The organism is Amycolatopsis sp. WAC 04169 (genome assembly GCF_003947535.1).
Classification (GTDB): domain Bacteria; phylum Actinomycetota; class Actinomycetes; order Mycobacteriales; family Pseudonocardiaceae; genus Amycolatopsis; species Amycolatopsis keratiniphila.
In genome coordinates this window covers 36,574-50,276 of record NZ_QHJI01000004.1, presented here as the reverse complement: position 1 = coordinate 50,276, position 13,703 = coordinate 36,574, and the positions used below count along the sequence as shown (strand labels likewise).

The following is a 13,703-nucleotide window of genomic DNA, read 5'->3' as shown; positions in this document are numbered from 1 at the left end:
CAGAAAAGCGGAACCGCGGTGCGAGGACGGGGGCCCCTCGCACCGCGGTTCCGGTCTGTCGCCGGGCGCTACGCGTGCGCCACGGTCTTCTCCCTGTCGTCGTCCGGGTCCCTCGAAGTGTCGGGATGGTCGTCGATCAGGGTGGCTTCGTCGAACGGTGCCTGGCCGCTGAAGACCCGGTTGGCCTGATCCCGGTCGAACTCCTTGGTCCAGGTGCCGACCAGGACGGTCGCGACGGCGTTGCCCGCGAAGTTGGTCAGCGCGCGGGCCTCGGACATGAACCGGTCGATGCCGAGAATGAACCCGACGCCGTCGACCAGTTCCGGCCGGTGCGACTGGAGACCGCCCGCGAGGGTGGCGATCCCGGCGCCGCTCACGCCCGCCGCGCCCTTCGACGCGATGATCATGAACAGCAGCAAGGAGATCTGCTCGCCGACGCCCAGTGGCTGGTCCTGCGCGCTGGCGATGAACAGCGTCGCCATCGTCAGGTAGATGGCCGTGCCGTCGAGGTTGAACGAGTAGCCGGTGGGCACGGTGATGCCGACGACCGGTTTGGACACCCCGAGGTGCTCCATCTTCGCGATCAGCCGCGGCAGTGCCGATTCGGACGACGACGTCGACAGGATCAGCAGGAACTCGCGGCCGAGATAACGCAGCAGGGTGAAGATGTTGATCCGCGCGCCGAGCCACAGCACCGAGCCGAGCACGCCGAACACGAACACCAGGCAGGTCAGGTAGAAGCCGATCATGATGACGGCGAGGCTGCGCAGCGCGCCCCAGCCGGTTTCGCCGACGACGGCGGCGATCGCGCCGAACGCGCCGACCGGGGCGGCCCACATGATCATGGCGAGGATGCGGAACACGAGCCGCTGGATGTGCTCGATGCCGCGGCGGATCGGCTCGCCCTTGGTGCCCAGCTTCTGCACGGCGAAGCCGGCGAGGAGCGCGACCAGGAGTGTCTGCAGCACCTGGCCTTCGGTGAACGCGGAACCGAAGCTGGTGGGGATGATGCCCATCAGGAAGTCGACGGTGCCTTCGCCGCCTTCGGCCTGCTTGTGCGCCTTCGCCGCGGCGGCGGGGTCGAGGTGCAGGCCCTCACCCGGGTGCAGGAGGTTGCCCACGACGAGGCCGATCGCGAGCGCGAACGTCGACATCATCAGGAAGTAGCCGAGGGACAGCAAGCCGACCTTGCCGACCTTCGCGGCCTTCGCCACCGATCCGATGCCGAGCACGATGGTGCAGAAGATGATGGGGGAGATCATCATCTTGATCAGGTTGACGAAGCCCGTGCCGAGCGGCTTGAGCTCCTTGGCCAGACCCGGCGCCGCGAACCCGACGATGACGCCGAGGAGGACCGCCGCGATCACGGCCAGGTACAGGTAGTGCATCTTGTCGCGGCGTCGTGGCGCCGCTTCCGGCGTTGTAGGCACCTTTGCCTCCAGCTCAGGGGGATGTCCGTGGGATTGCCGGTCACTATCACCCGGGCTGGTGAGCTGGGTCACGGTTGTGTTCATTGAGTTCGCACGAGTGTCATTTAGGGAATTCCGTCCAGGCGCGTGGAGCGACCTCGGCGTGGGTGTGCTGGTATGGGCGGGTGCCCTCGACGACGCGGATCCGGACCAGGCGCGGCAGCCTCGCCCGTCAGCTGCTGATTCTGCAGCTCGTGGTGCTTTTCGTGCTCGTCGCGGCCGGGGTGACCTTCGCGTACCTCGATTCGGTCAGGGCCACCGAAGACCGGGCGCGGGACAAGGTGACCGCGGTCGCCGAAGCGGTGGCGGACGCCCCCGGCGTGCTGGCCGCACTGTCCACATCGGAGCCGACCCGGACACTGCAGCCGTTCGCGCAGAGTGTCCGCGCGGACACGGACGTGGACTTCGTGACCATCATGGACAAGAACGGCATCCGCTACACGCACCCGAATCCGGCGCTGATCGGGCAGCGGTTCATCGGCAACATCGGCGAGGCGCAACGCGGCGGCAAGGTCGTCGAGACCTACGCCGGTTCGCTCGGCCCGTCCGAACGCGTCGTGGTCCCGGTGCGCGGCGCCGCCGGGCAGGTCGTCGCGCTGGTGTCGGTCGGCATCACGGTCGAAGCGATCGACGCGGAACTGCGGGAACGGCTGTGGCCGCTGATCGGGGTAGCGGTGGCGGTGCTGGTGGTCGGCGGGATCGGCAGCTATCTGGTCAGCGCCCGGCTCCGGCGGCAGACCAGGGGGATCGCGCCGGAGGAACTGAGCAACCTGTTCGAGTACCACGAAGCCGTCTTGCATTCGGTGCGCGAGGGGCTGCTGCTCGTCGGCGGGGACGGGCGAGTGGTGCTGTGCAACGACGGAGCGCGGGCGCTGCTGGGCGTCGACGAGGACGTCGTCGGCCGCGAACTGTCCGCATTGGACATTCCCGAAGATCTCGTCGAAGCGTTCACCTCGGGGGAGGAGCGCACCGACGAACTCCATCTCACCGAGGCCAGGGTGCTCGTGGTCAGCACGTCGCCGGTGCGCTCGCGCGGGAAGGCGATGGGCACCGTGGTGATCCTGCGCGACCACACGGAACTCCAGGCGCTGACCGGGGAACTGACCACGGTGCGCGGACTGGCCGAGGCGCTGCGGTCGCAGGCGCACGAAGCGGCGAACCGGCTCCACACCGTCGTTTCGCTGGTCGAGATCGGCCGCCCCGAACAGGCCGTCGAATTCGCGACCGAAGAACTCGCGCTGGCGCAGGAACTCACCGACCGCGTGGTCGGCGCGGTCGCCGAACCGGTGCTCGCGGCGCTGCTGCTGGGCAAGGCGGCGGAGGCGAGCGAACGCGGCGTCGAGTTCACGATCACGCCCGACACCGTCATGGAGGATTCGGACACCGGCGTCCCGCCTCGGGATCTGGTGACCATCCTCGGCAACCTGATCGACAACGGCATCGACGCGGCGGCGGGGAACGCCGGCCACGGCGGACGGCCCGGCGTCGAGGTCACCGTGCGGTCCGGCGCCGAGGGACTGCTGCTGCGGGTCGCGGACACCGGGCCCGGCGTGGACGACGTCGAGGACGTGTTCCGGCGCGGGTGGTCCACCAAACCCGAGGACGGGCACGGGCTCGGGCTGGCGCTGGTGGGTCAGGCGGTGCGGCGGCACAGTGGGACGATCGACGTCGGCCGCGACGAGGGCGCGGTGTTCACCGTTTGCCTGCCGCCGAAGGAGTCCGCCCGATGATCAAGGTGCTGGTCGTCGAGGACGAACCGGTGGCCGCCGACGCGCATCGGGTGTACGTGGAGCGGATGCCGGGCTTCACCGTGGCCGGGGTCGTGCACTCCGGCGGGGACGCCCTGCGGTTCTGTGAACGCGAACCGGTCGACCTGGTCCTGCTGGACTTCTATCTCCCGGACACGCACGGCCTCGCCGTTTGCCGGTCGCTGCGCGCGGCCGGGCTCCCGATCGACGTCATCGCCGTGACGTCGGCGCGGGATCTGGCGCTGGTGAAGGCCGCTGTGTCGGTCGGCGTGGTGCAGTACCTGCTGAAACCGTTCACTTTCGCCTCACTGCGGGAGAAATTGGAGCGCTACGCGGAATTCCACGGCGCTTCGGGCGAAGTCACCGGACAGGCCGAGATCGACCGCGCGCTCGGCACCCTGCGCACCACCGAGCGGCAGGCGCTGCCGAAGGGGATGAGCGGGCAGACCCTGGAGGCGATCACTGAAGTCCTCGCCTCGGCCGCCGACGGCCTCTCCGCCGGAGCGGCCGCGACCGCCATCGGCGCCTCCCGTGTCACCGCACGCCGCTACCTCGAATACCTCGCCGACAACGGCCTCGCCCAGCGCGAGCCCCGCTACGGCCAGGTCGGCCGCCCCGAGGTCTGGTACAAGCCGAAAACTGTATAACGACCTATACCGCCGCCCGCGGACTACCTTGGGATCGTGAAGATCGGCGAACTCGCGCGGAAGACCGGGGTCAGCGTCCGCGCGCTGCGCTACTACGAGGAAGAGGGCTTGATCAGCCCTGGCCGCGAAGGCAACGGCTACCGCGACTTCTGCGAAGGCTCGGTCGAGGCGGTCCTGCAGATCCGCGGGATGCTCGACGCCGGGCTGCCGGTGCGGCTGATCCGGGAGGTCCTGCCGTACCTCGACGGACCGGACGAGGTACGGCCGAAGGTGCCGTGCGAGTACATGATCGGCGAGGTCGCGCGGCAGCGTGAAGTGCTCGACCGCCGGATCGCGCTCATGACCCGCAATCGCGACGCTCTCGACGCGTACCTGCGCGACTTGACCCTGACACAAACGTGAGGGTTTTAGCGTGCGGACATGACTTCGATGCGCGCGCTGCGGCAGGACTCCGCGAACGGTCCTGAAGATCTCCATCTCGTCACCGATGCCCCCGTCCCGGCGGCCGGACCAGGCGAAATCCTGTTGAAGGTCACCGCTGCGGGTGTCAACTTCGCCGACGTCATGCAGACGCGGGGGGTGTACGAAGACGGTCCGGAAGCCCCGTACATCGCCGGATTCGAGGCGGCCGGTGAGGTCGTGGCCGTGGGAGAAGGGGTTACGGCGCCCGCGGTCGGCGACCACGTCGTCGGGACCGGCGGTGGGGCTTTCGCCGAGTACATGGTCATGCCCGCGTCCGGCGCGGTCGCGGTGCCGGAGGGCTGGTCGGACGAGCAGGCGATCGGGCTGATCCTGAACTGGGTCACGGCGCTCGCCGCGCTCAAACTGGGCCGGCTGGCCGCCGGTGAGACCGTGCTGGTCCAGGCGGCGGCGGGCGGTGTCGGCCAGGCCGCGGTCCGGCTGGCCAAGCACTACGGCGCCACCGTCGTCGGCACCGCGTCACCGGGCAAGCACGACGTCGTGCGGCGCTTGGGCGCCGATCGCGTCCTCGGCTACGGAGCCGATCCGGGGACGGTCGACCTGGTGCTCGAATCGGTCGGCGGGGCGGCTTTCGCCACGAGTCTCGCCGCCGCCAAGCGGGTCACCGGACGCGTCGTGGTCTACGGCGTCGCCGGGGGAGAGGTCGCGATCACCAACCGGGACTTGAACTTCCGGCGGCAGATCCACGTGATCGGGCTGCACCTCGGCGTCCTGATCGAGCACGCCCCGGCGATCTTCGCGGAATTGATGGACGAACTGCGTGCCCTGATCGCGGCCGGCGTCTGCGTGCCGGGGACACCGACGGTGTACGACCTCGCGGACGGGCCCGAGGCGCTGGCGGAACTGGAGGCGCGGACGACGTCGGGAAAGCTGGTTCTACGGCCTTGAGCAGAGCATGATCGTATGCTGACATGCGCATGTCAATAGGTCGAAAGTGTTGGTAAATCACCAGCTGGCCGACACTACGAAAGTCGGTGCCGGGTCGCGGCCGGGGCTCCTAAATTCACGAACCATTCCGTTGTCCTCACAAGGAGTGGGTCCATGGCAAGGAAGTTCTTCGTCTCCGCGTCCGTGAGCTTGGCGCTGCTGGCCGTCCCGGTCACCGCGGGCCAGGCCACGGCGGCGGTCCAGCCTGCTCAGAAGGCCGCCGCGGCGACCACGGTCTACTACGACGCCTCGGGAGCCCCCAGCTTCCGGGCCGCCATCCAGGCCGGCGTGGCGAACTGGAACAACTCGGTGTCGAACGTGAAGCTGCAGGAGAGCTCCTCGGGCGCCACCTTGCGCTACACCGAAGGCAACGACCCCTCGGGTTCGTACGCCGAGACCGACGGCCACGGCCGCGGCACCATCTTCATCGACTACACGCAGGCGCGGCAGTACGACCAGACGCGGATCGCCGCGCACGAGACCGGCCACGCGCTCGGCCTGCCGGACAACTACCAGGGCCCGTGCTCCGAACTGATGTCCGGCGGCGGCCCCGGCCCGTCCTGCACCAACGCGACGCCGAACGCCCAGGAGATCTCGCGGGTGAACTCGCTGTGGGCCAACGGGCTCGTCGCGGCGGGCGCCATCCAGCGCATCTACAACTGACGCTTCTGGTCCCTCGTGAGTGGTGAGGACGGTCCTAACCGCCCTCACCACTCACGAGGCCGGTCGGGCACTCACGTGATCGAAGTCGGATCTCGCGTGATTGGAGGCGGATCTCGCGTGATCAGCGGCGGAACACGTGAGTGCGGCGTCCAGTCACGCGAGTCACGCCCCTGATCACGCGAGTTACGTCTTCACTCACGGCGCGCCTGTGGACTTCCGGGCCAGTAGGCACAGAGGACGCGGTTGGCGCTAACCACCCTCACCACTTACGAGAATTCGTAGGCGCCCGCGTCCACCGCCGCACCCGAGTACACGGTGTTCCCGTCGACGTCGCGGTCGTCGTACTTCGTGGTGCCGAGGTCGATCGCCGGGCTGCCCGCCTGCAGGATCAGGTTCGTGGCCGAGGTGAACTTCGGATCCGCGACCTTGTCCGTCGTGCCCGGGGCGAACTGCCGGAGCCCGCCGAAATACACATTGTGGTCGGTCGCGGTGAAGGTCGCGTCCGCATAGCCGACCTTGTACGCGGCCTGCACGACGTTCTGTGTCATCGTCAGCATCTGGTTCGTGCAGCCGCCGTAGCAGACGAAACCCTCCGCCTCGGCGTTCGGGAGCCGGAGCGAGTTGTTGCGGAACACCGTGCCGAGCACCGGCCCGTTGCCGTCGTCCGCGCCGCGCGTGATGATCCCGCCGCGTGTCTTGGCGCCGAAGATCGCGTTGTACTCGAAGACGTTGCCGGTCGAGACGCCGTCGGGGTCCTTCGCGTCCGTCCCGAGCTCGGTGAAGGTCTCGTTGTCCTCGGAGATGTTGTGGTGGATGACGTTCCGGGAGCCGTAGAAGATCTCGACCGCGGCGCCGTCGAGGCCGCCGAAGTCGTCGGCCTTCGCGATCGAGCCGCTGATCCGGTTCCAGCCGATGTCGGAGTCGTTGCCCTGGACCAGCACGGCGAACGCGCCGGAGTCGTCGTTGCCACCCGGCGTCACGACGGTCATGTGGTTGTTGTCGACGAGGTCGTTCTGCGTGACCTCGGTGCCGTCGGCCGACGGCGCGATGTACACGCCCGCGCCGGCGCCGGTGATCAGGTTCGACAGCACCTTGTTGCGATCGCCGGACACCTTCACCCCGGCCCACGAACAGCGTCCCGCGTCGGCCGCGACGCCGATCTGCAGGTCCTTCACCACGTTGTCGTTGCCCGGAAGGTCGACGCACGCTTCCGCGTTGCCCTTGACGACCGGCCGCGCGCCGGTGCCGTACGCGCCGATCGTGACGCCCGAGCCCTTGACCGTGAGGCCGCCGGACCAGTTCCCGCCACGACGCAGCAGGACGGTGTCACCCGCCACGAACGTGGTCGCGGAGACCTTCGCCAGGGATTTCCACGGGGTCTGCTGAGAAGTGCCGCTCGCGGTGTCGCTGCCGGAGACCTGGTCGACGTAGTAGGTCTTCGAAGCGGCTTCGGCCGTCGTGAAACCGGTGCACGCGACAGCGGCGAGCACGGCCACGGAAAGCAGTTTCCAGGACATGCGGCGGACCGTAACCACCTGCCGCACAAGGGTCGTACAAAGACCTCGGCGCCTTTAGCATGATCGGATGCGTCGGGCGTCGCGGATTCTCGTACCGGCCGCATTGCTGTTCAGCGCCATGGTGGCGAGCAGCGGAATCGCGTCCGCGCCGCCACCGCCGGTGGTTCCCGTCGCCGGGCTGAACGAGCTCTGGAACGCGTACGGCGATCAGGGCGGGCACTGGACCGGCGGCGATCGCACGGTGTCGGTCCCGCTGCCGGACGGCCGCACGGCGTGGCTGTTCTCGGACACGTTCCTCGGCACGGTGAACCCCGACCACAGCCGCCCGCGGGACAGCCCGATCGCGCGCAACACGCTGGTCGTGCAGCGACCAGACGGCTCGCTGGGGGAGACGCTGCACGGCGGCACCGCCGATGCCCCGGAGGCGCTGATCGGTCTCGCGGGTTCGGACGAGCACTACTGGGTCGGTGACGGTGTCGTCCAGGGCGACGTCCTGCGGGTGCTTTACAACCGGTACAAGACGACGGGGTCCGGCGGCCTCGACTTCCGGAGCACCGGGACTTCCCTGGCGACCTTCCGGCTACCCGCACTGACGCAGTCCGAGCTGCTGGTGATCCCGGTGGGCGACAAGGTCGCGTGGGGATCGGAACTGCTCGAAGACGGCGGGTACACCTACATCTACGGCGCCGAACAAGGCCACCTCCGGCTCGCCAGAGTGCCTGTCGGTGGCCTTCGCGGACCATGGCAGTTCTGGACCGGTGTCGGCTGGTCGCCCCACGAGGAGGATTCCGTCCGGATGCTGGCCGGGGTCGGGACAGCGTTCTCAGTGACCCGCGTCGGCGGAGAGTACGTGCTGATCACCATGGACACCAGCCCCGGCTTCAGCCCGGTGATGCTCGCCTACACCGCGAGTTCGCCGACCGGCCCGTTCGGTGCTCCGGTCGTCTTCTACCGGGCGCCCGAAGCGAGCGACCGGCGGATCGTCTACGACGCGACGGCGCATCCGCAGCTGAGCCGTCCCGGGAAGCTCACGGTGTCGTACAACGTGAACTCGCTCGACCACGGGGACAACATCGCGGACGTGCGGATCTACCGGCCGCGGTTCGTGGAGGTCGATTGGCCACCTCGGCCGAACTGGCCTCGTGAGTGGCGAGGAGCGTTCTAACCGTCCTCACCACTCACGAGTGCCTGCCGGACGGAGCCACCGGAGAGCTGGTTCAGCTGCGTCATGGTCCGGTCCAGCTGCTCCGCCAGCCGCGGGATCGTGCTCGACGGGAGATAGGCCTCGGCGCCGGCGTCGAGGAGACGCCGGACCGGGCCTTCGTACTTGACGCCGAGTTCGGCGTCCTCGATCTCCGTGATCACGATCCGCGCCTTCGGGTACAGCGCGCGGAAGTTGCCGATCAGTTGCGGGCTGGCGGGCGGTACCAGCAGGACGTCGACGGTCGGGGGCGCCGAGTGCAGGTCCAGGACGAGGTACCCGGGGCCGAGCCGCTCGGACAACGCGTCCCGCGCCGACGCCGACAGCTTCATGGCGGTGGCCACGACGGTGATGTCCTCGGCGTCCGCGGACGAGGAGGTTTCCTGACGGGAAACGCCGGAAATCGTCCCGATCGTCTCGCCGTTCCTGGTGATGGTCACCTCCTCGCCGGGGCGGAGGGTGTCGATGAGGGCGACGAGTTCTTCAGGAAGCTGGGAGGCCTCGACCCACTGATCACTCATCACCCCATCATGGCCTGACTTCTAGCGAGGCCGCCCGGGGACTCCGGGCCGGGTCTGCCACGGGTGCGGTCCGTCGAGCGGCCGGTACTCGACGCCCAGCGCGTCCAGCCGCGGCAGGTGGTGGTCCCGCAGGCGCGGCAGGAACTCCGCGTAGTCCCGGCCGTCCGGGTCGCTCCACGCCACCTCGGCGAAAGCACACAGGCGCGGGAAGGCGACGTAGTCCACCCGCCGCACGGTGTCGAGGTGCTCCGACCACACCTGCGCCTGCGCGCCGAGGATCGCCTTCCCCTCGGGGTAATCGGCGGGCACCGGCTCGTAGCCGTAGAAGCTCTCCAGCGTGCTCAGGTAGCCGACGGGGATGGGCTCGTCGGGGTGGTCGGACTGCCGGTGGTCCAGGTACACGTGGTCCTCCGGGCACATGACGACGTCGTGCCCGGCGGCCGCCGCGCGGGCACCGGCCGCCTCGCTCTGCCACGAGCCGATGACCATCGGCGGCAGATCGCCCGCTTCGAGCACCTCGTCCCAGCCGAGCGGACGACGTCCGCGTTCGACGAGGTGCCGCGCGATCTCGCGGACGAACCGGCCGTGCTCCTCGGTCGCACCGGGCACCTCGTCGCCGCCGAGCGCGATGACCTCGGACGGGAAGATGTCCAGCACGTGGTCGAAGACCCGCTTGAAGAAGTCCACTGTGGACTCTCTCGTGTTCAGCAGCGAGGTGCTGATACCCCAGCTCGTCCAGACCTCCCACGGTTCATCGGTCTCCGGCCCGAGTTCGGGATAGGCGGCGATGGCGGCCCTGGCGTGGCCCGGGATGTCGACCTCCGGAACGACCGTCACCGAACGCGCGGCGGCGTACGCGACGATTTCGCGGAGATCGTCGGCCGAGTAGAACCCGCCGTGCGGCCGTCCGTCGCGCTCCGGCCCGTCGTGCCGCCCGACCATCGAAGACTTCCGCCAGCCGCCGACCTCGGTCAGCCTGGGGAACTCGGGGATCTCGATCCGCCAGCCCTGGTCGTCGGTCAGATGCAGGTTGAGCACGTTGAGCTTGTGCGCGGCGATCAGGTCGATGAACCGCAGCACCTCGGCCTTGGTGCGGAAATGCCTTGCCACGTCCAGCAAGCAGCCGCGCCAGCCGAACCGCGGATGATCGGTCACCACACCGCACGGGATCGTGGCCTGTCCACTGTGGATGGAGGCGGCCCGGAACGCGTCCGGTCCGACGAGCTGTCGCAGCGTCTGGCGGCCGTAGAACTCGCCGGCCGCGTCGGCCGCGTGCAGGGTCACTCCGGACGGGTCGATCTCCAGCCGGTAACCCTCGGCGGGCAACGCGGCGTCACGCCGGACGTCCACTTCGGACGGTACGGAACAGGTTCCCGGCAAGGGTTCCACCGAGACGGGACGGGGGAGCAGAGTTTCGAAGCCAGGCATGTCAACCCTTCACCGCGCCGCCCATGACGGACACGAGTCGTCGTTGCACGAGGATGAAGAACACCAGCACCGGGATGGTCATCAGGGTCGATCCCGCCATCACCGCGCCCCAGTCGGTGTCCTCCGGTTTGAAGAACACGAGGATCGCCAGTGGGAGTGTCTGGTTCTCGGTGTTGGAGATGATGAACGTCTTCGCGAACAGGAAGTCGTTCCACGCGTGGATGAACGCCAGCACGCTGATCGCCACCAGCCCGGGCGCCACCAGCGGGAAGAGGATCTGCCAGGTGAACCGCATGCGGCTCGCCCCGTCGATCTTCGACGCCTCTTCCAGCTCCTGCGGCACCGCGGCGACGAAGCCCCGCAGCATCCAGATCGCGAACGGCAGGCTGAACGCCAGGTGCACCAGGATCAGCGAGCCGAGGTGGTTGGTGCCGAACGCCGGCGCGACGTCGCCGACCGACCGCATCAGGAAGAACAGCGGAATGGTCAGCGCCTCGACCGGCACCATCTGCGCCACGAGCACCATCACCAGCAGCACGGTCCGGCCCTTGAAGTTGAACCGCGTCAGCGCGACCGCCGAGAGGAACGAGAGCAGCAGCGACAACGCCACCACCACGACGGCCACGATCACGCTGTTCAGGAAGAACATCGCGAAACCCTCGCCACTGAGCACCCGTTCGAAATGCTCCAGGGTCGGCGTGAGCGTCCAGGGGCGGGGGTTCTCCGCCTGGATCTGCCCGGTGGGCTTGAACGCCGAAAGCACCATCCAGTACACGGGGAACGCGACCATTCCCGCGATCACCACGCAGACGATCTCGGCGATCAGCCTGCCGGGCCTGCGAACCCGGCGTCCCGTCGTCACACCCATCCGGCGCTCCGGCGTTGCGACCGGACGTACAACCCGGTGATGGACAGCAGCAGCAAGGTCATCACGACTCCGAGCGCCGCGCCGAGACCGTATTCCTGTCCGGCGAAGGCCTGTTGATAGGCGAAGACGTTGAGCACGAGGTTGCGCCCGGCCACGCCGCCGCCGTTGGTCATCACGTAGATCTGGGTGAAGATCTTGAAGTCCCAGATGATCGACTGGATCGTGGCGATGGTCAGCAGCGGCCGCACCATCGGCAGCGTGATCGACCACGTGGTGCGCCAGGTCGACGCGCCGTCGAGGTACGCGGCCTCGATGACCTCTTCCGGCACGCCCTTGAGCCCGGCGTACATCGTCACCATGACGAACGGGAACGAGCACCAGATGACCTCGGCGGCCACCAGCCCGAACGTGCTGTAGGTGTCGAAGGTCCAGGAGTGGTTCGCCATCCCGGTGAACCCGATGCCCGACAGGACCTCGTTCACCAGGCCGAAGTCCGCGTCGAACAGGAACAGCCAGACGTACGAGCCCGCCATGGCCGGCGTCGCCCACGCGGCCAGCGCCGCCAGGAACAGCGGCACGCGCGCCCAGGCGCGGACCCGGGTCGCCAGTACGGCGAGCCCGGTCCCGAGGGCGAGGCTGCCGACGACGCAGACCGCGGTGAACCCGAGGGTCTTGGCCAGCACCTCCCAGAACTGGAGGTTCTCCAGCAGTTCCACGTAGTTGCCGAAACCGAGGAACACCAGCGGCGCGTTGCCGACCGCCTGCGGCTGGCCGTAGTCGTAGAACGAGATCAGGACGAGCTGGTAGATCGGGTACACCAGCATCGCGAGCAGCAGGATGCCACCGGGAGCCAGGTAGAGCAGGGCGGCCCGCCCGTCCCGGCGACGGCGGGGCGACCGCCGTGCCGGGACGGCCGGAGCCGTGGTGCGGGGGATTTCCTGGGTGACCACTTAGCCGAACGCCTTGTTCATCTCGGCGGCCGCGGCGGTCAGCGCGGTGGCCGGGTCCTTGCCGCCGGTCGCGATCTGCTGGATCGCGGTGGGCAGCACGTTCTGCGCGTCGATCTTCGACCACGCCGCGGTGGCGGGGACGAACTTCGTGCCCGCGGTGAGCGTGTCGACGAACGGCTTGACCGACGGGTCGCTCGCGGCCAGTTTCTGCTGGACGCTGCCGAGCGTGGGCAGGTTGCCCATCGCGACGTACATCTTCTCCTGGTACTTGGCGCCACCGAGCAGCTGGGTGAACTCGACCGCGAGGCTCTTGCGCTTGGTCGCGTTGAACACGCCGAGCAGGTTGCCGCCCGCGAACGCCGGGGCGATCTTGCCCGTCTCGGTGCCCGGGAGCGGGATGATCGCGTACTTGCCCTTCACCTGACCGGCCTCGACGGCCTTGCGGTTGAAGTCACCGCCGATCGACATCCCGGCCTTGCCGCCGGCGAACGCCGTGATGCTCTGCGTGCCGGTGAGGTTGGCGCACTGTTCGGGCGGGCAGATGTCCGCCTTCAGCAGGTTCGCGTACGCGGTCACGCCCGCCTTGGCCTGCTCGGAGTCCACAGTGGACTTCCACTTGTCACCGTCCTGCTTGGCGATCTCGCCGCCGTGCGCCCACAGGAACGGCAGCATCGCGTAGGTGTACTTGCCGCCGACGGAGATGCCGTACAGCTCCGGCTTCTTGGCGCGGATCGTCTTCGCGGTCTCGGTCAGTTCAGCCAGCGTCGTCGGCGGCTTGAGGCCGAGTTCGGCGAAGAGGTCCGTGCGGTAGTACAACGCGCGGATACCGGTGAACCAGGGGAGCCCGTAGGTCTTGCCACCGGACTTCGCGGTTTCCAGCACCGCGGGCAGGATGTCGGCGCCTTCCTTCCACGACGACAGATCGCCGGTCAGGTCGGCCAGCGCGCCCGTGGCGGCGTAGCTGGAGACGTCGGTGTTGCCGAACTCGGCGACGTCCGGCGCGCTGGCCGGGTCGTTGAAGGCGCCGGAGAACTTGTCGGCACGGCCTTCCACCGGGATCCATTGGACGTCGACCTCGACGCCCGAGTGCGCCGCCTTGAACTCGGCGATCGCCTCCTTGACGGCGGCCTCCTTGGGCGCGCGGTTGGCTTCGTCGAACAGCCAGACCCGGACGGTGCCGGTCTTCTCGTCACCGCCGCCCGCGGCCGGGGTGTTCTGGGCCGGCGCGCAGGCCGCGACGAGGCCGAGCGCCGCGAGGCCCGCGATGAGGACGCGAGTTCTCAT

The 13,703-nt window shown here is 68.6% G+C and carries 13 protein-coding genes; 6 read left to right on the top strand and 7 right to left on the bottom strand.

The window, feature by feature from the left end:
- Window positions 1-68: 68 nt before the first annotated feature.
- Window positions 69-1,388 (bottom strand): cation:dicarboxylate symporter family transporter, encoded by a 1,320-nt coding sequence (locus tag DMC61_RS09460; RefSeq protein ID WP_125689387.1) that lies wholly within the window; start codon window positions 1,386-1,388, stop codon window positions 69-71.
- A gap of 206 nt (window positions 1,389-1,594) precedes the next feature.
- Here DMC61_RS09460 and DMC61_RS09455 point away from each other — a divergent pair, with 206 nt between their 5' ends.
- The 5 genes from DMC61_RS09455 to DMC61_RS09435 all read left to right on the top strand — a co-directional run bounded on the left by DMC61_RS09455 (window position 1,595) and on the right by DMC61_RS09435 (window position 5,934).
- Entirely contained in the window at window positions 1,595-3,199 is a 1,605-nt protein-coding gene (locus DMC61_RS09455) for a sensor histidine kinase (protein WP_125688518.1), read from the top strand.
- Window positions 3,196-3,864, top strand: coding sequence for a response regulator (locus DMC61_RS09450; protein ID WP_037345590.1), 669 nt, complete (start codon window positions 3,196-3,198; stop codon window positions 3,862-3,864). Before DMC61_RS09455 ends, DMC61_RS09450 begins: the two co-directional genes overlap by 4 nt.
- A gap of 36 nt (window positions 3,865-3,900) precedes the next feature.
- Entirely contained in the window at window positions 3,901-4,266 is a 366-nt protein-coding gene (locus DMC61_RS09445) for a MerR family transcriptional regulator (protein ID WP_037345593.1), read from the top strand.
- Window positions 4,267-4,284: 18 nt separating this feature from the next.
- The gene (locus DMC61_RS09440; RefSeq protein ID WP_125688516.1) at window positions 4,285-5,232 is read left to right on the top strand and encodes a zinc-binding dehydrogenase; all 948 of its coding nucleotides are present in this window, start codon (window positions 4,285-4,287) and stop codon (window positions 5,230-5,232) included.
- A 153-nt stretch (window positions 5,233-5,385) separates the two neighbouring features.
- Window positions 5,386-5,934 carry a snapalysin family zinc-dependent metalloprotease gene (locus tag DMC61_RS09435; protein ID WP_072026449.1) on the top strand — a complete coding sequence of 183 codons (549 nt, stop codon included), beginning with the start codon at window positions 5,386-5,388 and terminating at the stop codon, window positions 5,932-5,934.
- A 266-nt stretch (window positions 5,935-6,200) separates the two neighbouring features.
- Here the strand turns inward: DMC61_RS09435 and DMC61_RS09430 are convergent, their stop codons facing one another.
- On the bottom strand, window positions 6,201-7,451 hold the full coding sequence (locus DMC61_RS09430) for a choice-of-anchor Q domain-containing protein (protein WP_125688514.1): 1,251 nt from the start codon (window positions 7,449-7,451) through the stop codon (window positions 6,201-6,203).
- 67 nt (window positions 7,452-7,518) lie between these two features.
- Between DMC61_RS09430 and DMC61_RS09425 the strand changes: the two genes are divergently transcribed.
- Window positions 7,519-8,616, top strand: coding sequence for a DUF5005 domain-containing protein (locus DMC61_RS09425; RefSeq protein WP_125688512.1), 1,098 nt, complete (start codon window positions 7,519-7,521; stop codon window positions 8,614-8,616).
- Here DMC61_RS09425 and DMC61_RS09420 read toward each other — a convergent pair.
- Genes DMC61_RS09420 through DMC61_RS09400 form a run of 5 tightly spaced genes read right to left on the bottom strand, consistent with a single transcriptional unit; the run spans window position 8,613 to window position 13,703 of the window.
- Entirely contained in the window at window positions 8,613-9,173 is a 561-nt protein-coding gene (locus DMC61_RS09420) for a hypothetical protein (protein ID WP_125688510.1), read from the bottom strand. The genes DMC61_RS09425 and DMC61_RS09420 overlap by 4 nt on opposite strands.
- Before the next feature lie 21 nt (window positions 9,174-9,194).
- Window positions 9,195-10,601 (bottom strand): beta-N-acetylhexosaminidase, encoded by a 1,407-nt coding sequence (locus tag DMC61_RS09415; RefSeq protein ID WP_125688508.1) that lies wholly within the window; start codon window positions 10,599-10,601, stop codon window positions 9,195-9,197.
- A gap of 1 nt (window position 10,602) precedes the next feature.
- Window positions 10,603-11,469, bottom strand: a complete 867-nt coding sequence (locus tag DMC61_RS09410) for a carbohydrate ABC transporter permease (protein ID WP_016335410.1) — start codon at window positions 11,467-11,469, stop codon at window positions 10,603-10,605.
- The gene (locus DMC61_RS09405) at window positions 11,460-12,419 is read right to left on the bottom strand and encodes a carbohydrate ABC transporter permease (RefSeq protein WP_125688506.1); all 960 of its coding nucleotides are present in this window, start codon (window positions 12,417-12,419) and stop codon (window positions 11,460-11,462) included. The genes DMC61_RS09410 and DMC61_RS09405 overlap by 10 nt, the downstream gene beginning before the upstream one ends.
- Window positions 12,420-13,703, bottom strand: coding sequence for an extracellular solute-binding protein (locus DMC61_RS09400; RefSeq protein ID WP_125688504.1), 1,284 nt, complete (start codon window positions 13,701-13,703; stop codon window positions 12,420-12,422). It lies immediately after the preceding gene.

Excerpts from the sequence above, each read along its gene's own strand:
- DMC61_RS09460 (WP_125689387.1), bottom strand. The coding sequence starts at position 1,388 with ATGCACTACCTGTACCTGGCCGTGATCGCGGCGGTCCTCCTCGGCGTC.
- DMC61_RS09450 (WP_037345590.1), top strand. The coding sequence starts at position 3,196 with ATGATCAAGGTGCTGGTCGTCGAGGACGAACCGGTGGCCGCCGACGCG.
- DMC61_RS09440 (WP_125688516.1), top strand. The coding sequence starts at position 4,285 with ATGACTTCGATGCGCGCGCTGCGGCAGGACTCCGCGAACGGTCCTGAA.
- DMC61_RS09435 (WP_072026449.1), top strand. The coding sequence starts at position 5,386 with ATGGCAAGGAAGTTCTTCGTCTCCGCGTCCGTGAGCTTGGCGCTGCTG.
- DMC61_RS09430 (WP_125688514.1), bottom strand. The coding sequence starts at position 7,451 with ATGTCCTGGAAACTGCTTTCCGTGGCCGTGCTCGCCGCTGTCGCGTGC.
- DMC61_RS09425 (WP_125688512.1), top strand. The coding sequence starts at position 7,519 with ATGCGTCGGGCGTCGCGGATTCTCGTACCGGCCGCATTGCTGTTCAGC.
- DMC61_RS09420 (WP_125688510.1), bottom strand. The coding sequence starts at position 9,173 with ATGAGTGATCAGTGGGTCGAGGCCTCCCAGCTTCCTGAAGAACTCGTC.
- DMC61_RS09415 (WP_125688508.1), bottom strand. The coding sequence starts at position 10,601 with ATGCCTGGCTTCGAAACTCTGCTCCCCCGTCCCGTCTCGGTGGAACCC.
- DMC61_RS09410 (WP_016335410.1), bottom strand. The coding sequence starts at position 11,469 with ATGGGTGTGACGACGGGACGCCGGGTTCGCAGGCCCGGCAGGCTGATC.
- DMC61_RS09400 (WP_125688504.1), bottom strand. The coding sequence starts at position 13,703 with ATGAGAACTCGCGTCCTCATCGCGGGCCTCGCGGCGCTCGGCCTCGTC.